This is a genomic window from Erythrobacter sp. NAP1, assembly GCF_000152865.1.
In the GTDB taxonomy this organism is placed as follows: Bacteria; Pseudomonadota; Alphaproteobacteria; order Sphingomonadales; family Sphingomonadaceae; genus Erythrobacter.
The window spans coordinates 82,143-100,564 of the sequence record NZ_CH672390.1 but is presented as its reverse complement, the minus strand read 5'-3'; the positions used below and the strand labels follow the sequence as shown (position 1 = coordinate 100,564).

At 61.0% G+C, this 18,422-nt stretch carries 15 protein-coding genes; 8 read left to right on the top strand and 7 right to left on the bottom strand.

Annotated features, from left to right (window positions below):
• The first annotated feature begins 90 nt into the window (after nucleotides 1-90).
• The 5 genes from NAP1_RS00455 to NAP1_RS15730 all read left to right on the top strand — a co-directional run bounded on the left by NAP1_RS00455 (nucleotide 91) and on the right by NAP1_RS15730 (nucleotide 6,632).
• Nucleotides 91-762 (top strand): enoyl-CoA hydratase/isomerase family protein, encoded by a 672-nt coding sequence (locus NAP1_RS00455; protein ID WP_007163228.1) that lies wholly within the window; start codon nucleotides 91-93, stop codon nucleotides 760-762.
• A gap of 42 nt (nucleotides 763-804) precedes the next feature.
• On the top strand, nucleotides 805-3,558 hold the full coding sequence (locus NAP1_RS00450; protein WP_007163227.1) for a valine--tRNA ligase: 2,754 nt from the start codon (nucleotides 805-807) through the stop codon (nucleotides 3,556-3,558).
• A 4-nt stretch (nucleotides 3,559-3,562) separates the two neighbouring features.
• Nucleotides 3,563-3,922 (top strand): VOC family protein, encoded by a 360-nt coding sequence (locus NAP1_RS00445; protein WP_007163226.1) that lies wholly within the window; start codon nucleotides 3,563-3,565, stop codon nucleotides 3,920-3,922.
• A 169-nt stretch (nucleotides 3,923-4,091) separates the two neighbouring features.
• The gene (locus tag NAP1_RS00440) at nucleotides 4,092-4,829 is read left to right on the top strand and encodes a 7-carboxy-7-deazaguanine synthase QueE (RefSeq protein ID WP_007163225.1); all 738 of its coding nucleotides are present in this window, start codon (nucleotides 4,092-4,094) and stop codon (nucleotides 4,827-4,829) included.
• A gap of 24 nt (nucleotides 4,830-4,853) precedes the next feature.
• A complete protein-coding gene (locus NAP1_RS15730; RefSeq protein ID WP_007163224.1) occupies nucleotides 4,854-6,632 on the top strand; it encodes a TIR domain-containing protein in 1,779 nt (592 codons plus the stop codon).
• A gap of 12 nt (nucleotides 6,633-6,644) precedes the next feature.
• Here NAP1_RS15730 and NAP1_RS00430 read toward each other — a convergent pair whose 3' ends face one another.
• The 5 genes from NAP1_RS00430 to NAP1_RS00410 form a co-directional block, all read right to left on the bottom strand.
• Nucleotides 6,645-8,324 carry an ATP-binding protein gene (locus NAP1_RS00430; protein ID WP_040464115.1) on the bottom strand — a complete coding sequence of 560 codons (1,680 nt, stop codon included), beginning with the start codon at nucleotides 8,322-8,324 and terminating at the stop codon, nucleotides 6,645-6,647.
• A gap of 140 nt (nucleotides 8,325-8,464) precedes the next feature.
• Nucleotides 8,465-9,178 carry a TIGR02186 family protein gene (locus NAP1_RS00425; RefSeq protein ID WP_007163222.1) on the bottom strand — a complete coding sequence of 238 codons (714 nt, stop codon included), beginning with the start codon at nucleotides 9,176-9,178 and terminating at the stop codon, nucleotides 8,465-8,467.
• Nucleotides 9,179-9,237: 59 nt separating this feature from the next.
• Nucleotides 9,238-10,152, bottom strand: a complete 915-nt coding sequence (locus tag NAP1_RS00420; RefSeq protein ID WP_007163221.1) for a sulfite exporter TauE/SafE family protein — start codon at nucleotides 10,150-10,152, stop codon at nucleotides 9,238-9,240.
• 81 nt (nucleotides 10,153-10,233) lie between these two features.
• Complete coding sequence (locus NAP1_RS15725) at nucleotides 10,234-11,427, bottom strand: hypothetical protein (RefSeq protein ID WP_007163220.1); 1,194 nt, start codon at nucleotides 11,425-11,427, stop codon at nucleotides 10,234-10,236.
• The gene (locus NAP1_RS00410; RefSeq protein WP_007163219.1) at nucleotides 11,427-12,854 is read right to left on the bottom strand and encodes a glycosyl transferase family protein; all 1,428 of its coding nucleotides are present in this window, start codon (nucleotides 12,852-12,854) and stop codon (nucleotides 11,427-11,429) included. Before NAP1_RS00410 ends, NAP1_RS15725 begins: the two co-directional genes overlap by 1 nt.
• Before the next feature lie 95 nt (nucleotides 12,855-12,949).
• Between NAP1_RS00410 and nhaA the strand changes: the two genes are divergently transcribed.
• Nucleotides 12,950-14,206 (top strand): Na+/H+ antiporter NhaA, encoded by a 1,257-nt coding sequence (gene nhaA / locus NAP1_RS00405; protein ID WP_050750394.1) that lies wholly within the window; start codon nucleotides 12,950-12,952, stop codon nucleotides 14,204-14,206.
• A gap of 33 nt (nucleotides 14,207-14,239) precedes the next feature.
• Here nhaA and NAP1_RS00400 read toward each other — a convergent pair whose 3' ends face one another.
• Together NAP1_RS00400 and NAP1_RS00395 are read right to left on the bottom strand one after the other, a co-directional pair.
• The gene (locus NAP1_RS00400) at nucleotides 14,240-14,677 is read right to left on the bottom strand and encodes a VOC family protein (RefSeq protein ID WP_007163217.1); all 438 of its coding nucleotides are present in this window, start codon (nucleotides 14,675-14,677) and stop codon (nucleotides 14,240-14,242) included.
• A gap of 164 nt (nucleotides 14,678-14,841) precedes the next feature.
• On the bottom strand, nucleotides 14,842-15,753 hold the full coding sequence (locus tag NAP1_RS00395) for a TorF family putative porin (RefSeq protein WP_050750443.1): 912 nt from the start codon (nucleotides 15,751-15,753) through the stop codon (nucleotides 14,842-14,844).
• Nucleotides 15,754-16,134: 381 nt separating this feature from the next.
• Here NAP1_RS00395 and NAP1_RS00390 point away from each other — a divergent pair, with 381 nt between their 5' ends.
• Together NAP1_RS00390 and NAP1_RS00385 are read left to right on the top strand one after the other, a co-directional pair.
• On the top strand, nucleotides 16,135-16,941 hold the full coding sequence (locus NAP1_RS00390; RefSeq protein ID WP_007163215.1) for a metallophosphoesterase family protein: 807 nt from the start codon (nucleotides 16,135-16,137) through the stop codon (nucleotides 16,939-16,941).
• 62 nt (nucleotides 16,942-17,003) lie between these two features.
• On the top strand, nucleotides 17,004-18,314 hold the full coding sequence (locus NAP1_RS00385; RefSeq protein ID WP_007163214.1) for a UDP-glucose/GDP-mannose dehydrogenase family protein: 1,311 nt from the start codon (nucleotides 17,004-17,006) through the stop codon (nucleotides 18,312-18,314).
• Nucleotides 18,315-18,422: the final 108 nt, after the last annotated feature.

Below are 18,422 nucleotides of genomic sequence, written 5' to 3'. Positions count from 1 at the left end.
GTGTTGGTTAAATCATACAACCATTGTGGCAATTTGGACGCTACTGAGGCAATCGAGAGACTGCGACGCGCGCTGAGGGAGGAGCGGCATATGGACCATCTGGGCATCGAACAACGCGGCGATGTGACGCTGGTGACGCTCGACAATCCTCCATTCAACACCGTCCATGCAGAGATCATGCGCGAAGCCTCGCGCCGTTTTTGCGAAATGGCGGCATCGAGCGACGTCCAAGCCGTTGTCCTCACCGGTGCAGGCTCCGATTACAGCCGCGGAATGGACCGCAAGGTCGCGGAAAACTTCACCGACGAAACGCGCGAGGAAACGCGCGAGGCAATCAATCACATGATGGCGGACATGCACCGCTTGCCCTGCCCGTTGGTTTCCGCGGTCAACGGCCATTCGATCGGGGCTGGCGGGATCATGATGCTGTGTTCGGATTGGGTCGTTGCGGCTGAAGGCGGCTACAAGATCGGCCTTCCCGAAGCGAAAGCCGGGCTCCCTTTTCCGGCGGTCCCGCAAGCGATCATCGACCATTGGCTGGACCCGGTATGGCGGCGCCGGCTGGCGCTTACCTCGCAGCTCTTCGGGCCCGAGCAGGCGGCTGCTACAGGCCTCGTGGACGAGATCGTCTCGCCGGAGACCTTGATCGACATCGCAGTCCAGCGCGCAAGCGAACTGGCAAGCCAGCCCGCCTTTCGCGACTGCAAGCGTCAGCTGCGCGCCAAGGCCAATGCGGAGATTGATGCAATTCTCGCCAAATAGGCGGTTGGCACGCGCGAATGGCAGTGGCATTGGCCATCGGCTATGAGCACTGAACTCTCTACGACTTTCGACCCCGCTGCGATCGAGAAGCGGTGGTATGCCCACTGGGAAGAAACCGGCGGTTTCCGCCCTGAGCGCCCCGACGCGGAACCCTTCACCATCGTGAACCCGCCGCCCAACGTCACGGGCTCGCTTCACATCGGCCACGCGCTCGACAACACGCTTCAGGATATCGTGATCCGGTATGAGCGCCTGCGCGGCAAGGATGCGCTGTGGGTGGTCGGCACCGATCATGCGGGCATTGCGACGCAAATGGTGGTCGAACGCCAGATGGAGGAGCGCCAGGACAAGCGCACCAATTACTCGCGCGAAGGCTTCGTCGAGAAGGTCTGGGAATGGAAGCACGAAAGCGGCGGGACCATCACCAACCAACTGCGTCGGCTTGGCTGTTCGATGGACTGGTCGCGCGAGCAGTTCACGATGGACGAGCACTTTACAAAAGCCGTGCTCAAGACCTTCGTCGACCTCTACCAGGATGGCCTGATCTACCGTGACAAGCGGCTGGTGAACTGGGACCCCAAGCTCAAGACAGCGATCAGCGATCTTGAGGTCGAGCAGCAGACGATTGCAGGCCATTTCTGGCACTTCAAATATCCGCTCGCGGATGGTGTGAAGCTCGATGATGGCCGCGATTACATCGAGGTCGCGACCACCCGGCCCGAAACGATGCTCGCCGACATGGCGGTCGCGGTTCACCCGAGCGACGAACGCTACAAGAGCGTCGTGGGCAAGGAAGTTGTGCTTCCAATCACCGGGCGACGGATCAAGATCGTCGAAGACGAACACGCTGACCCGGAGCTTGGCTCGGGCGCGGTGAAGATCACGCCGGGGCACGACTTCAACGATTTCGAAGTCGGGAAGCGCGCGGGGATCGAAGCGGGCGCGATGCTCAACATGCTCGATGGCGATGCGAATGTCTGCCAGACCGCCGACGGTTTGGTGCCGGACGAATATATCGGCCTCCACCGCTTCAAGCGCGACGGCGTTGATGGCGCGCGCGAACTTGTGGTCCAGCGCCTCAAGGAACAAGGCTATCTGATCCCGCACATTGCCAAAACCAAGAAGGGCGAGGAAGTCGAACACGACGCCGAACCGCGCCAGATCGCAACGCCCTTCGGCGACCGCGGCGGCGTGGTGATCGAACCGTGGCTGACCGACCAATGGTATGTCGATGCTGCCAAGCTTGCCGAAAAGCCGATCGAGCAGGTCCGCGATGGCACCATCGAAATCGTCCCCAAGAGCTGGGAGAAGACCTTCTTCAACTGGATGGAGAATATCCAGCCGTGGTGTGTTTCGCGTCAGCTGTGGTGGGGGCACCGCATCCCCGCGTGGTTCGACGCCGACGGCAACGTGTTCGTTGCCGAAAGCGAAGATGCGGCACAGGCTGAGGCCGGTGAAGGCGTTGAACTGACGCAAGACCCCGACGTCCTCGACACGTGGTTCTCCTCGGCGCTTTGGCCGTTCGCGACGCTCGGCTGGCCGGAAGAGAATGCGCCGCTGCTCGACAAGCACTTTCCCAACTCGCTGCTCATCTCCGGCTTCGACATCCTGTTCTTCTGGGATGCGCGCATGATGATGATGGGGCAGTACAATATGGGCGAGGCCCCGTGGCCGCGCCTTTATTTGCATGGCCTCGTGCGGGCGGCCGATGGCTCGAAGATGTCGAAGTCGAAGGGCAATGTCGTCGATCCTCTCGGCCTGATCGACCAGTTCGGCGCGGACGCGCTGCGCTTCTTCATGGCGGCGATGGAAAGCCAGGGCCGCGACATCAAGATGGATGAAAAGCGGGTCGAGGGTTACCGCAACTTCGCGACGAAACTCTGGAACGCGACGCGTTTCTGCCAGTCGAACGGCATCGGCGCATCGACCACGCTCAAGGCCCCGACCGCCCGACTTGCCGCGAACCAGTGGATCATCGGCGAGGTTCAGGCCGCGTGCGAAGAGATCGAGGCGGCGATGGCCGACCTGCGCTTCGACGCGGCGGCGAATGCGATCTACCAGTTCACCTGGTCGAAGTTCTGCGACTGGTATCTTGAGCTCATCAAGCCGGTCTTTGCGGAAGGTTCCGATCCGGACGCCATGCCGGCAAAGGAAACCCGCGAAGTTGCCGGATGGGCGCTCGATCAGATCCTCGTGATGCTTCACCCCTTCATGCCCTTCATCACCGAAGAGCTGTGGCACGCGCAGGCCACTTACCGTGGGGGTGAGCGCAAATACGACCTCATCACCGCTGCGTGGCCCGACCCGCGCGCGGAAGTCAGCAAGGATGCAACCGACGCGATTGACTGGGTGATCGACCTCACCACCAATGTTCGCAGCGCCAAGAACGAGCTGGGCATTCCGCCGGGCGCAAAGCTCGCGGCCTATGTGCCTGAGGCGAGCGCGCTAGCGACCAGCACCATCGACCGCTCTTCCGCAGCCATCGAACGCCTTGCTCGCCTGACCCCGGTGGTTCACGGCGACGCGCCCGATGGCCCGGCGATGCAGGTGACAGCTCTGGGCGACGTCTTCGTCATCCCGCTCGAAGGGATCATCGATATCGACGCCGAGAAATCACGCCTCGAAAAGGCGCTCGCTGCCAGCCAAAAGGAAGCAAGGAGCCTCGAGGGCAGGCTGTCGAACGCGAACTTCGTCGAACGCGCCAAACCCGAAGCGGTCGAGAAAGCCAAGGCGGATTTCGCACACCACTCGGCAGAGGTCGAACGGCTCGAAGCGGCGCTCGCACGGTTGGGGTAGCGCGATGAAGCTCGATCACATGGTGGTACTGGTCCGCTCGATAGAGCGCAGTTTGCCATGGTATGCAGCGATGCTTGAACTCATCGGCTTTACCAAGTCGCGCGACCACGTCTGGCTGAGCGACGATGGGCTTGCGATCGACCTCAAACAGGCGAAATCGGATACTTCTGACTATGCGCGGTATGCGCCGGGGCTGAACCATCTGGGCTTTACCGCGCCCGATATGGCGGCGCTCGATGCGGTGCGTGACGGGATGGCAAAGGCGGGTTTCGAAGTGCCTGAAAAGCAGCACTTCGATGGCGAGACTGCGACCTTCTTTCGCGACCCTGACGGGATGCGGGTGGAGGTGACGGTCTACGACTAGGCCGTTTCCTACTGCGGCGCGCTGTGCCAGAAGGCCCCGCATGAATTCGCCGCTCGCCCTTACCGATCATGCCCAAGGTTACACTTTTGGCGCGCAAGTTGACACTTTGGCTGTTTTCGCCCTGGACCGTGTAACATGCGGTCCACTTCTCGGATAAGGTGCTGAAAACATGGCTGATCTGATCTGCGCCACGGACGACAATGGAAAGGCCGAGATCTTCGCCTCGATCCAGGGCGAAGGGCCAAGCATGGGCACGCCGGTGGCCTTCATCCGCCTGTCGCGCTGCAACCTTGCATGCACCTGGTGCGACACGGCTTATACCTGGCGGTTCGAAGGCGACAATCGACCCCACCGCGACGGGATCGAGTATGAGCGCAAGGCCAATCAGGTCGCGCTCTCACCAGCCAAGGCAGCGGCCAAGATCGCGGTATTGGGGCAGAAACGCCTCGTCATCACCGGGGGCGAACCGCTGATGCAATGCGGACCGCTTGCTGACATGCTCGCGATCCTGCCCGACATCGAAGTCGAGATTGAAACCAACGGCACGACGCGGGCGAGCGCGCATATCGACATCCGCGTGGACCAGTACAATGTCAGCCCCAAGCTCGCGCATTCGGGCAACGATGCTTCGCTGGCGCTGATCGCCGAGCGCCTGGACGACTACGCCGCAGACCCGCGCGCCTTCTTCAAGTTCGTGATTGCCGAGCCGGGAGACGTCGCCGAAGTGCTCGAACTGCAGCGTCGTCACCGCATCCCGTCAAAGCGCATCTTCCTGATGGCCGAAGGAACCACGAGCGAGGCTCAGCGGGCCCGTCAGGAGTGGCTTGCGCCGCTGTGTCTCGAACAGGGATTTCGCATGTCGGACAGGTTGCACATCCATCTTTACGGAGACACGCGCGCGACATAAGATGCCTCATAGGGGGCATACCAGGTGGACATATTCATCTCATACTCGCGGCAGGACCGCGAACGCGTCGGCTTCATCGCAGAGGCTTTGCAGGCGGAAGGCTACTCGGTCTGGTGGGACCGCGACATCCGCGCAGGCGAGGAATTCGACGACGTCATCGACAAGGCGATCAAGAAATCCGCTGCAATCGTAGTGGTTTGGTCGAAAACCTCGATCCGCTCTAACTGGGTCAAGGAAGAGGCCGAAGACGGGGTAGAGGACGACAAGCTGGTCCCCGCGCTGATCGACGAAGTGGTCATACCGCGCGGCTTCCGCCGCATCCAGGCGGCCGAGTTGCAGGACGCGAGCGAGAACCCCACGCAGAGCGCGAACTGGCCCGAGTTCCTCGATTCGATCCACAAGATCGCAGGCCAGCCCAATGGCGAAGGTGCAACAGCAGGCGACACGGCTGTGCAGGGCCTCACCAGCGCGGCCGCCAGCCGGCCGGCACCAACGCCCCCTCCGGCAGCGTCGAGCGCTGGCGGGTCTTCGTGGAAACGCTTCGTGCCTGCTGGCGCTGCGGCTCTTGCTCTCGTCGCCGCGCTCGTCATCGCGGCGCAGTTCTTCAACCCGTTTGGCAAGTCGCCTCCTCCGCCGCCCGAAGACATGACGCCAATCGTGCTTGGCATCTATCCCGAGGAAGGCTTTGGCGAGGACCAGCGGCTCGGTCTCACATCAGCGCTGAGCGGCAGCGATATCGACGTGATCCATCTCACCGCAACGCTCGATGCGATGAAGGGCCGCGATGCACCCGAGCTGATCGAAGCGCTCAAGGCTAACCTTGAGAAACGCAACGTCATTGCGATCGTCGGCCCTTCGATCACCGAACTCACGCCGGAAGTGTTGAACGTGGTCGAAGAAAGCGGGCGCGAACCGGCGATCATCCTGACGACTGCGGCGCCGCGACAGGCGATCGGATGGGACGAGAGCCCGCTGCCGCTGTTTCGCGTCGGATCGGGCGTCGATGAACGGGCCAAGCAGTTCGCGCTTCTGGCGCGCAGCACGGTGACAAGCGGAACCGAGCTGGTGCTGCTTTACGAATCCGTCCCAAATTCGACCGAGAAGACCTATGGCGAGGTGTTCTTCGACCGGATCAAGGACAACCTGCCCGAGTGGAACCAGTGGATGCGCGAGGACAAGGTCCACGACATCTCCTACCTGCGCGGCAAGATCATGGACAGCCTCGAGCGCCCTGCCCAGCAGCGTCACTTCAACGAGCGCAAGATGGTTGTGGTCGTCGGCCTGTCGAGCGACTTCATTGCACTGGCGGTCAACATGTACCGCGCCGACCAGCCGGAGCGCGCGGCGCTGCTTGGCGGATGGAACACCGGCAAGGCGGTTCGCGATCTGGGGCGTGAGATGGATATTCAGCACACGCGCCTGTTCGACATGACCGACGTCGTGTCGAGCCCAGCCGAAGTGCGCGGGCTTCCAGACTCGCGACGCTTCGAGAAGGACTTTGGCGAACTCAACGCAGCCAAGCGCCAGGAAGCGGTCGCCTTCGATTCCGCGCTGGTGGTCAAGCAAGCCGTCGCTCAGATCGAGGAAGGCACGCCGATCACCGCAGAAGCACTCGTCGATGTGTTGCGGTCGCGCGACTTCACCGGGATCACCGGCGAGATCGAGTTCGCTGAGAACGGCCAGAATGCAGGCGAAGCCGGCGGTCGCTCACTCCGCAGTCTGATCTACGACCCGGCGCAGGAACGCTGGAGCGTGATCCCAGGCTTCGACGACATGCTGAGGACCGACGTCGCCAGCCGCTGAGCGGGATAGGGCCTAACCCTGACTGCGCCAGCGCAGCACGACCCGGTCGACAATCTCTTCTTCGCCGCCGCCGGTCTGCCACAGATCGGAGAAGCTCGGGTCTTCGGACGCGGGTCGTTTGTGCTCTTCGAGCGTGTCGAAATTCACGCGGATCGGAATAGCAACACCCTCGCCGCAGACGATGCATTCGCGGTTGCGAAGCGCCGGGATCGAATCGAGGAAGCCGCGCGAACCTTCGGGCATTGCCGAGCGCACGAATGCCTGATCTCGGTCGTTGTTGAGACGCATCGAGATGATCGTACCGCACTGCGAGAGCACGCCCTCTGCAAGGTCAGACGGTCGCTGTGTGATTAGGCCGAGGCTGATACCGTACTTACGGCCTTCCTTCGCGATACGGCTGAGGATGCGGCCTACCGACGATCCGTCAGCGTGCTTCTCATTCGGCACGTAGCGGTGCGCCTCTTCGCATACGAGCAGGATTGGGCGCGTCTTCTCCTCGCGCCCCCAGATCGCAAAGTCGAAAACGAGGCGGCTGAGAACCGCGACCACGGTCGAGGTGATGTCGGACGGAACGCCCGAGACGTCGATGATCGAGATGGGTTTGCCATCCCCCGGCATGCGGAAGACCTTGGAGATGAAGTCGGTCATCGTGTCACCGACCAGCATCCCTGAGAACATGAACTGGTAGCGCGGGTCGCCCTTCAGTTCTTCAAGCTTGCTCTTGATCCGCATGTAGGGCGCGGACGAGGTCGCCTTGTCGAGCTTGCCCATCTCATCCTGGAGCTTGCTCGAAAGGTCGGACAGCAGGTAGGGGATCGGCGAATCGACCGTGATCTTGCCCATCGTTTCTGCCAGCCGGTTCTTTGAACGTGCATGCAAAAGGCACTTCGCCAGAATGTCCATGTCGACCTGGCGTTCATTGCCATCGCTGGTGAGCAGGACTTCGCAGTGCTCCTCAAAGTTCATCAGCCAATACGGCATCTGCAGGTTCGAGACGTCGAGGATCTGCCCGGTCTGACGGAACGCTGCCGAATACTCGCCGTGCGGGTCGATCATCACGATGTGACCTTCGGGCGCGGCCTGACAGATGCGGTGCAGGATCAGCGCGGCGCTGGTCGACTTACCGGTACCAGTCGAACCCAGCAGCGCGAAGTGTTTGCCCAGCATAGCATCGATGTAGAGGCCCGCTCGAATATCGCGGGTCGGGAACACGGTTCCAATGGTGATGTTGGCTCGGCCGTCGCTGGCGTAAATCTGTTTGAGGTCTTCCGTCGTCGCGGGATAGACCAGCGCGCCGGGGATCGGATAGCGCGTCACACCGCGCTTGAAGCCGTGAATGCGTCCGGTGAGCTTCTCTTCCGAACCTTCACCGAGGAAATCGATGTGCGCGATGATCCCGTTCGCGGCCCGGCGATCCTTGCGCTGGTCTCGGACGTTCGCGAGCAGCCAGGCATCACCGACGCGGATCTTGATCTGGCTGCCGACCTGTCCGGCGAGAGCGATCGAAGGGTCGTCGTCCTCCATGCATTCGTTGATGCGTTGAAGGTCGAGGGCGATCTGGGAACCCGCCCCTGAAATCTCCAGCACGACTCCGATCGGAAGGCGGGCATTGTCCTCGCCCTCGAACTGGTCTGTGCTTCCTGCGGACGCAGCCGCGTTCTGGTGGAAATTCTGGTTGCCCATATCAGTCATGCGAGCGTCCTTGTCCCTCTCGGATCGGGTTCCGGTTTCGGGTCGCCAATGACGGATACAGCGACCCCAATTTGTGAGTGATTTGATATGGGTGAGCGGGGTTAATATCGCGTCAACGCTACCCGCAACCGGACGCTGGTTTACATCCGTGCGAAGAGCCGGCCCGCAAGCCAACCCATGCCCAGCGACAGGGCAATGGCGAGAAGGCCGTAGAACAGCGACCAGCGCTCCGCCGCCTGCACCACCCGCCCTTCCAGCCCTACCTTCACCACCTCGATGTCCGCCGTGGCACTGGCAAGCACCCGGCCGTTGGCGATGGCAAAGGTTTCGGCCGTGTATTCGCCGGTGGTAACATTGGAAGGCAGAGCGATACGCGCCTGGTAGAGCACGCCTTCGCTGATGCGGACGCCTTGTGTGTCTTCCTTGTAGAGACCGGCGCGCTCTCGCATGTCGACAAGGCCGCTGGCAAAGCGTGCCTGTTCTTCGGGCTCGATCTGACCCGATGGGCTGAGCTGGATGAACTCGGTGCCAAGCTCATAGATTGCGGCGGTGAGAGGGTCGACTATCTCCTCGACCGGACGCGAGGAAGCAACCGCGAAGAAGGAAGGTGCGGAGCGAAAATCGCTCGATCCTGCATTCATCCAGATGCCCGCAATGCGCTCTTTCTCGCGCAGGCGGATTGGCTCGGTCGGGCCCTTTAGCACCACCACAATATCGTATTGCGTATTGGAACGCGCCCCTGCCGGGTCGATGACCGCGCCGTAAAGGAGCAGGTTCGCGCCGGTGAACCCTTGCCGCACTTCGACACGCGATTGGCTGACTTCGGGTACCAGTACCGGCTCACTCTGGCCCATTAGCAATGGAGCAGAGAGCAGAAGGGCGAGCGGAGCCCAAAGATATTTGGGCGCTCTGATCACAGCGGGCTGACCGTGTAAATTTCGTCGGGCTGTACGCCCAGGCCGTACAGCATCCGCAAAGCCACTGCGATAACGATGGCAGCAAGGACAATGCGCAAGATTTCGGGCCGAGCCTTCATCGCGATCTGTGTCCCGAACTGAGCCCCCATGACCGAGCCCAGTAGAAGCAAGCCGGCGAGCACGATGTCGACTGCCTGCGTGGTCAGCGCATGGGTCATCGTCGTCACCATGGTCACAAACAGGATCTGGAACAGCGATGTCCCAACCACGACATTGCCGCTCATCCCTAGAATATAGAGCATCGCTGGCACGAGGATGAACCCGCCACCCACTCCCATGAGCATGGTGAGAATGCCTACCAGAACACCGAGGATCAGAGGTGCGAGCGGCGAAATGTAGAGGCCCGAAGCGTAAAACCGCGCTCGGAAAGGCAGCCCGGCGACCAGCGGATGATGGCGCCTCTTGCGGGGCTGCGCCGATGCGCCTTCCGCCTTTCCTCGCAGGGAATCGATGGATTCGCGCATCATGAGCGACCCGATCGTGCCGAGCAGCAGGACATAGAGCACCCCGATGACGACATCAATCTGGCCCCACGCCTGAAGCAGGCTGAATAGGACAGCGCCCAGCAGTGCTCCCACGACCCCGCCGCCAACCATCACAAGTCCCATGCGATAGTCAACGCCCTTACGCTTTCCATGTGCGATCACGCCCGAGACGCTGGCTCCTGTCACCTGAGTGGCAGCCGAAGCGGCAGCGACGGTTGGTGGTATGCCGTAGAAGATCAGCAGAGGCGTCGTCAGAAATCCGCCGCCCACGCCGAACAGTCCTGACAGGATGCCAGTCAGCCCGCCAAGGAACACGATGAAGAGACCATTCACCGAGAGATTCGCAATGGGCAGGTAAACGTCCATGCCGATGCGACTAGCCCACCGCGACGGGCGTTGGAAGCGAGCATTGCGCCCCTTCCCCGCCTACGCCTCGAAACCGGGCGATCAGAAGCGCGTCGAAAGCGTCGCGGCGATGCCTGAAGTGGGCTCGGCGTCGCCCGCAACCCGCTCTCGCCAATCGACCGAGATGCGTGCAGGAACACTGCCGAGCGTCATATCGAGCCTCATGGTCGGTCCGACGTCGAGCCGTTCGGCGTCCCTCTGCGCGCCGCCCCATGCCGCGCCGCCAAGACTGAGCCTGAGCGGCTGATCCGTCATGCCTTTGAGCCGGACAAGCTCGCGCGTGATGCCAGCCTGCCCGTCGACGAAGAACGTGTCGGCAGCGCCGCCAACGTAACCCGCCCCGGCATAGGTTTCGACCGCGAGACCCAACGGCAGCTTTTGCGGCGCGATCTCCGTCACGGCATAGGCAGCAGGCCGCGCCTGCGTCGCAAAACGATTGCGCACCACGCGAACTTCAGCGGCGGTACGAAGCGGGATCGCCGCGATCGGCCTTGCTGAGAGACCGGCCGCAACCTCCGTTTCTGCATCCGCGACGAGCGCATGATAGGCGCGCGTGTAGGCACGCGGATCGTGCTGGGAAGACGGCGCAAGGCGGTATTGCAGGTTCGCAGCCAGCTGGCTTGCACCGTAGACTGGAACGCGGCCTTGCGCAGTAGAGAGCGACGAAGAGCCTGACCGGAAGAACGCAAAGGCATCGAGCGACCAGCGGTCATCGGAAGGCATGGGGGTGTTCGAGACAGGCGATTGCGCGAGGAATGGCGGCGCACCGCCGTCAAGCGCCGAAGCGCGTTCAGCCTGCGCGCTCACACTGCCGGGAGCATAACCTTCCAATTCGGAGCCGCTGGTAAAGCCGCGGATCGAAAAATCCTGCTGGAAGGCTGCGGTCATCAAGAGATGATGCCCCGCCGCGACTTGCGACGAATGAGAGGCCGAAATGAAGCCTCCCCCGCCATGCTGCGCGGTATCACTCAACCCTAGCAATGCCTCGTTGCCCTCGCCGGCTTCATCTGGAATGCCACTGGCAATGCGCTGATCGCCCTGCGCCAGTGCGACCTCGCTGCCCTGTGCCAATGGCTCGCGTTCAACCAGCAATATCCCGGCTGGTGAGAGCTCGAATTCGGGCAGGGCGAAGGGGCTCTCCCAAACCATGCTCCGACCAGCGGTCCAGCCCGCAAGAATGACCACCAGCAGCACAAGCGGTGCGCCGCGCCGTTGGTTCTTCGAAACCTGCTGCATCAGCGCGTTCCCGCGATCTTGGGCGGCTTTGCCAGCCCCTTGATCGACTGCGCTGGGTGATGGCTGTGAGGTGTCTTGTCCCAAGTCGCGCTGTGGCCCGCGAATGTGCGGGCATAAGCGAACAAAGCGCGTCTCCCGGCCATGATCGAGATCACGTTCGTCACTGGAATGCGCATTACGGCGAAGACGCCCTCAGCCAAGCCGTAATTGCGCGCGGTGAAGGCAAACCGCATCACAGCTCGCCAAATGAAGAAGCCAAGATTGACCGACAGGAGCGCAACAAGCGCTGGTGTCAGCTTCATCGGCTCTGTCCAGCCAGCATTTGCCGCGGTTGCCAGCAGCACCGTCAGGAGGAGCAGCGTGTAGCCGAACAGGAGTACGATCGCGGTAAGCGGTCCGCGCCGGTCGCGCGCTCTCATCCAGCTTTCAGCGATGCCTCCAGCCCAACCGGTACGGTCCCAACCTTGCAGCGCTATCCCGTGCACCCAGCGGGTCTTCTGGCCGACCACGTCGGCAAGCTGCGAAGGGAAATAAGCACGAGTTGCCACCAGGAGGTCGTCTTCGCCGCGCGCGCGGACAAAACGGCATTCGCCGCCTCGTGCCGCAATGTTGAGCCCAAGCTCGTAATCCTCAGTCAGCGATACCGGGTCGAATGGCAGGTTGTTTTCCCCTCGTTCGGCGAGAGTATCGAGCATCGAACGCTCCACCCCGCAGCCAACGCCCGCTGCAGGAAGAGCCGCCCCCACGGCGCTGCGCACGACCATCGCTTTACCGTGAGCTTCGGCGAATTCCTCGCAGTAATGGCTGCCCAGCCAATGGCGCGCGGCCTGCGGCAATGGCTCCACGGGAAGCTGCGCGAAATGCGCTCCATCGGCAATTGCCCAATCGAGCAAGCCGAGACCTGCCGGGTCGACCATGTCTTCGGCATCGTGGAACACAAGCATGGCAAAGCGTTCGCCTGCCCTCGCCTCGTCATCGCGGACGGCCTGATAAAGCCGGTTGAGGCAGTCTGCCTTGGTACTTGGCCCTGCCCGGTCATGGATGACCAGCCTCAAGCGACTGTCGCCGTAAGCAGCGCTCATCGCAGCTTCGAGCGTATCGGCGTCGTTGCGATAAATCCCGACATAAAGGCGCAGCGCGCGCTGCGGCCAGACGCGCAGCATGTGCTGGATCGTGTCTGCGATCACATCGGCTTCGTTCCATGCAGGAATGACGATGGCTGCCGGACCGGAAAGCTCGTTGCACTGAAGTTTTTCACGATCGACCCTGCCGGTCCGGGCTCTGCCCGTCAGCTTCAACCACAACCACGACAGGTCGACCGCGACGTCATCGAGCGCCCCGATCAGAAAAAACACGCCCGCAAACAAAAGCAATTCGTGCTGAACAACTGCTAGCCACTGCCACAAATCCCAATTTTCAACGCTCAAGGCGACCCTCCTTGATGCAAACCGGCCCCGATTCTCCCTTCAGGCCCGGTTTGACCTTGCACTCTGGTCAGGTTTTCTGAAAAGGGGCACCCAACATGTCAGATAACGCCCACACTTCGTCCAGCCCTCTCCGTCGTGTCTTTGCTCCCGTGCGCGCGCTGTTCGTCAGCGACGCATCGGCCGGGATCCTGCTGATTCTGGTAGCAGCAGCCGCGATGATTGCCGCCAATTCTCCCATGGCGGATGAATATCGCGAGCTGTTTTACGGAAAACTGCCCTGGACCCCGATAGAGAAGCTAAAGGACCTTCACTATTGGATCAATGATGGTTTGATGGCGATCTTCTTTTTTGTCGTCGGATTAGAAGTAAAACGCGAAGTTGTGTCTGGATCTTTAGCAGATCCCGCGGCCCGGCGTCTTCCTATGCTGGCGGCTGCCGCCGGAATGGGCGTCCCCGCGATAGTCTATCTGCTGGTCACCGGCGGTGGAGAGTATTTCAACGGTTGGGCGATCCCGGCCGCAACCGATATCGCCTTCGCGATGGGCGTACTGGGTCTTTTGGGCAACAGGGTGCCCGCCTCTCTGCGCCTGTTCCTGCTCACCGTCGCGATCGTCGACGACATTGGCGCCGTCCTCGTCATTGCCGTGTTCTACACGCAGGGGCTCTACACCGAATGGCTGGTCGCTTCGGTCGGTGTCGTCGCTTTGATGGTGGCGCTCAATCGGATGCGGGTGGACTATTTCTGGCCCTACATCCTGTTGTCGGTCGTGCTGTGGTACTGCGTTCTGAATTCAGGTGTTCATGCAACCATCGCTGGCGTTGTGGCCGCACTCACCATTCCTCTCAAACGACGCGACGGCAATTCGATGCTGGAACGCCTCGAGCACTCGATTGCGCCGTGGAGCGCCTATCTCGTCGTTCCTGTCTTTGGCTTTGCCAATGCAGGCGTATCGCTTGAGGGCATGGGCCCCGAAGCGCTGCTTGCGCCGCTTCCCATTGCGATTGCCGCTGGTCTGGTGGTCGGCAAGCAGATCGGGATTTTCTCGGTCGTCTGGCTGGCCGACAAGACAGGCTTCGCGCCGCGACCGGACAATGCGAGTTGGGCCGAGATCTGGGGCATTTCGATCCTGTGCGGTATCGGGTTCACGATGAGCATATTCATCGGCGGCCTGGCCTTCCCCGATACGCCGCTGCTGGTTGAAGAGGCCAAGATTGGCATTCTCACCGGGTCGGCCGTATCGGCGATCCTCGGCTATATCGTGCTTCGGATGACCACGAGCCACACGGCCGAAGAGTGCGACGATCAAGGTCCGATCCCGCAGGACACGCACCCCAACGATCCGCTCCGCTAAACACAGAAGCTCGTGAGGCCCGCTATGCCGGGCCTACCAGCTCCCGGTGTTTTCCATGCTGGCCCAGGGCTCCTGCGGCTCCAGATTGCCTTCCTGAAGCAACTCGACGGAAATACCGTCAGGTGATTTGACGAAGGCCATATGGCCATCACGCGGCGGGCGGTGGATCGTGTGGCCAGCATCGGCGAGCCGCTGACACGTGTCGTAGATGTTCTCGACCCGGTAGGCGAGGTGGCCGAAATTGCGCCCGCCATCATAGTCTTCAGGCTCGCTGCCATCTTCAGGCGGCCAGTTGTACGTCAGCTCGACCTCGGCAACGCCCTCTTGTCCGGGCGCTGCAAGGAAAATTAGCGTGAAGCGTCCTGCCTCGACATCGAAGCGGCGCACTTCCTCAAGCCCGATCAGCTTGAAGAAATCGACCGTCGCCTGCGGATCGGTGACTCGGATCATCGAGTGGAGATATTTGACCATGAGAGCAGTCCTTTCGCGTGCCGAGTTAAGTGCGTCCGGCCCGCGTCGCAAGGGCGAGGCTCTCCCCAGAGGAAAGCCAAAAGGAAAGAGCGCGAGACCGTCAGGCCCCGCGCTCCGTTCCTCCCGCTTACCCGCGGGCTATGTGGTTTGAACGAAGTCCGGCGTCAGAAGCTCGCGCTGAGCGTTGCGACGACGGTTGCATCAGTGAAGTCATACTGACCGGGAAGGAAATTACCTTCCGCTTCGACATACGCGACGCTGGCAGAGAAATTCCCGCCAAGGCCGACGCTTGCACCAATCGACCAGTCAAACGCCTCGCCGTCATTCGTGAAGGTCAGTGAACCGTCGGTGTAGCCGAGGTGGCCGTCGATTGAGATCGGCGTATTGGGAATGCCTACGCTGAGATCGGTGTAGAGGTAGAGGTTGTCATCCGTCCCTCCCCCGAAATCAAGCCCGTCCTGGCCGGGAGCATAGGCGATACCCGTTGTGGCCGATGCCGGCCCGAGCGAAAATCCGAGCGATCCGTAGAACTCATAATAGTCGAAATCGCCAGCAGGAGCGTCGGGATAGGTGTAGGCGATGAAGCCTACATCGACCGAAACTGCTTCGGCGACATTGCCGCTCCAGCCACCGTAAAGGTCAAGCTCAAGCGAGCCATATCCGACAGTGTCTTCATCGAGGTTCGATGCCCATGTACCGACGTAGAAGCCGGAAGAGTGGCTGACATCGAAACCGCCCTGTACGGCCAGTTCACCGCCAGACAAATCAACCCCGCGGAAGCGATACTCGCTGGTCAGCGCAACATTGGCAGAAAACGTCAGGCCGCTTTCGCCAGCCATCTTGTTTGCCGTTACAGCAACAGGCTCGCTCGCACGATCGATCGAGGATGCGGTTTGGGTGGAAAGAACAATTTCGGCGCCCTCCGCACCGTTATTGTCGAGTGCAGCCGAGGCCGCGATGAGTTCTTCACTGATAGCGCCATTGTTCTCGGCAGTTTCAGCGAAAGCGGGAGCGGCGGTAACCAGCGCACCCACAGAGAGGGTTGCAGCCGTAAGGCCGCGGATGGACGTGAGCATGACAACTTCCTTGTTTGTGTTGTTGCTTCGTCCCACCTGCACATCTGGCGGCTGCGTATTATTATGAGCAATCTCAGCCAAATGCGAAACAATCGTGCACGGTTATGCTGCATAGCACAAGAGAAATTACTCGCGTTTCCCCAATCCCACACTTGTGTTGAGTTTTTGCATCAATTCGGTGGGTTCGGCACTTTACGAAGATCGCCGCGCTTGGTTGTGTTGGCTCCCTGTCAACAGGCGTGACTGCGCTCACTCAGTTGCCGTTCAGTTGCGATGCGACTAAAGGCACACACTTTCAAAAATCGCCCTTGGAACAGCGCGCAATTTGCGTAGCGAAACACATTTAAACCAATCGTCGATAGGACACTCATAGACTCCGCGATGTTCAACGCTTTTCGCAAGATGTTCGGCCCCAAGCCACAGCCGCGCCTTCCGGCAGTGCCGCAGGGTACGCGCTATTATGTGATCGGCGACATTCACGGTCGGCGAGACCTTTATCGCGCCATGATCGACGCCATCGAAGAAGACGATTGCGGTCGCGAAGAGTGCGATTCGCACGTGATCTTGCTTGGCGACCTGGTCGACCGCGGACCCGACAGCGCTGGGGTGGTGTCGGATACGCGCGAATGGCAGGGCAAGCGATCGGTACGCGTCCTTGCCGGCAACCATGAAGAGATGCTGCTCGATTCCTTCGAGAAGCCCGAAGTGCTCCGGCATTTTCTCAAGCACGGCGGCCGCGAGACGGTCATGAGCTATGGCCTGTCGAAGAAGCAGTTCAACGCGCTGACGTTGGAGGAACTGTTCGATCTGTTGCCAGAGCTTATCCCTCAGTCAGAGCGCGATTACATCGCCGGGTTTGAAGAGATGATCGTCGCGGGCGATTACCTGTTCGTCCATGCAGGGGTCGACCCCACTGTTCCACTGGACGAGCAGAATCGCCGCGACTTGCTTTGGATCAGGGACCGTTTCCTCAATCATGAGGGCGCGCTCGATAAGGTCGTGGTCCATGGGCACACCATCTTTGATAGGGTCATGGATTGCGGCAATCGGATCGGGATTGACACTGGCGCTTTCCGCTCAGGTGTGCTTACCGCGCTCGTGCTTGAGGCTGATCAACGCCGAGTGATCCAGGCGATCGAGGCGAAGAATGGCCCGATAGAAATTTTCCACGGGGAACGCCCCCAGTAGCGGAGCCGGGTGCAGTCCGAAGTCGGGTGCATTGACGGCATGAAATCACGAGGAAAGTATCAATGAAAATTGCAATGGTTGGGTCAGGCTATGTCGGGCTCGTTTCTGGCGCCTGCTTTGCCGATTTCGGGCACGACGTGGTCTGCATCGACAAGGATCAGGGAAAGATCGACCGGCTGCACGACGGGATCATGCCGATCTACGAGCCGGGCCTCGACGCGCTGGTTGAAAGCAATGTGAAGGCAGGCCGTCTTTCATTCACCACTTCGCTTGCCGAAGGGATCAAGGATGCCGCAGCGGTTTTCATTGCTGTGGGCACACCAAGCCGCCGCGGCGATGGTCATGCCGACCTGTCCTTCGTTTATGCAGTCGCCAAGGAGGTGGGAGAGAGCCTCGCGAACGATGCTGTCGTCGTCACCAAGTCGACCGTCCCCGTGGGTACCGGCGACGAGGTCGAGCGCCTCCTGAAAGAGTCGGGCACACCGCATCGTGTTTCGGTCGTCTCGAACCCTGAGTTCCTTCGTGAAGGTGCAGCTATTGGCGACTTCAAGCGCCCGGATCGCATCGTCATCGGTGCCGAAGATGATTTCGGTCGTGAGGTAATGCGCGAGGTATACCGACCGCTGTTCCTCAACGAAAGTCCGATCCTGTTCACCTCGCGCCGCACCAGCGAACTGATCAAGTACGCCGCCAACGCATTCCTCGCGACCAAGATCACCTTCATCAACGAGATGGCTGATCTGTGCGAGAAAGTCGGCGCGAACGTACAGGACGTGAGCCGCGGGATCGGAATGGACAACCGCATTGGCGCAAAGTTCCTTCACGCTGGACCTGGTTATGGCGGCTCGTGCTTCCCGAAGGACACGCTCGCGCTGCTCAAGACTGCGGAAGACTATGACAGCCCCACCCGCATCATCGAAGCGGTGGTCAAGGTCAACGACAGCCGCAAGCGCGCCATGGGCCGCAAGGTGCTGGATTCGATCGGCGGGCCGGAGAACGCGCGCGGCAAAAAGGTCGCGCTGCTTGGCCTTACCTTCAAGCCCAATACCGACGACATGCGGGACTCGCCCGCGATAGCGGTCGCACAGACGCTCACCGATGCGGGCGTCAAGGTTTCCGCATTCGATCCGGAAGGTATGGAACAGGCAAGGCCGCTAATGCCCGCCGTGAACATGTGTGACGATCCCTATGCAGCGATCGAGGATGCAGACGCGACCGTGATCGTGACAGAGTGGGATGCGTTTCGCGCGCTCGACCTGTCTCGGGTCAAGGATCTGGCAAAGGCTCCGGTGCTGGTCGACCTGCGAAATATCTACAATCCCGACGATGTCCGCAACGCCGGTTTCACCTACGCGAGCATTGGCCGCGACTGAGCCTCCGCTGGCAGAACGCCAGTCCGACAGTTTCAACAATTCACAAGCGGGACTTGCGCAAGGTTTGCCAAGTCCCGCTTTTCTATTTGCATAGGTCGATTGCACGCC

Coding starts and splice junctions, on each gene's coding strand:
- NAP1_RS00395 (WP_050750443.1), bottom strand. CDS start 15,753: ATGCTCACGTCCATCCGCGGCCTTACGGCTGCAACCCTCTCTGTGGGT.
- NAP1_RS00385 (WP_007163214.1), top strand. CDS start 17,004: ATGAAAATTGCAATGGTTGGGTCAGGCTATGTCGGGCTCGTTTCTGGC.
- nhaA (WP_050750394.1), top strand. CDS start 12,950: ATGTCAGATAACGCCCACACTTCGTCCAGCCCTCTCCGTCGTGTCTTT.
- NAP1_RS00425 (WP_007163222.1), bottom strand. CDS start 9,178: ATGGGCCAGAGTGAGCCGGTACTGGTACCCGAAGTCAGCCAATCGCGT.
- NAP1_RS00420 (WP_007163221.1), bottom strand. CDS start 10,152: ATGGACGTTTACCTGCCCATTGCGAATCTCTCGGTGAATGGTCTCTTC.
- NAP1_RS00440 (WP_007163225.1), top strand. CDS start 4,092: ATGGCTGATCTGATCTGCGCCACGGACGACAATGGAAAGGCCGAGATC.
- NAP1_RS15725 (WP_007163220.1), bottom strand. CDS start 11,427: ATGCAGCAGGTTTCGAAGAACCAACGGCGCGGCGCACCGCTTGTGCTG.
- NAP1_RS00445 (WP_007163226.1), top strand. CDS start 3,563: ATGAAGCTCGATCACATGGTGGTACTGGTCCGCTCGATAGAGCGCAGT.
- NAP1_RS00390 (WP_007163215.1), top strand. CDS start 16,135: ATGTTCAACGCTTTTCGCAAGATGTTCGGCCCCAAGCCACAGCCGCGC.
- NAP1_RS00455 (WP_007163228.1), top strand. CDS start 91: ATGGACCATCTGGGCATCGAACAACGCGGCGATGTGACGCTGGTGACG.
- NAP1_RS00430 (WP_040464115.1), bottom strand. CDS start 8,324: ATGACTGATATGGGCAACCAGAATTTCCACCAGAACGCGGCTGCGTCC.
- NAP1_RS00450 (WP_007163227.1), top strand. CDS start 805: ATGAGCACTGAACTCTCTACGACTTTCGACCCCGCTGCGATCGAGAAG.
- NAP1_RS00400 (WP_007163217.1), bottom strand. CDS start 14,677: ATGGTCAAATATCTCCACTCGATGATCCGAGTCACCGATCCGCAGGCG.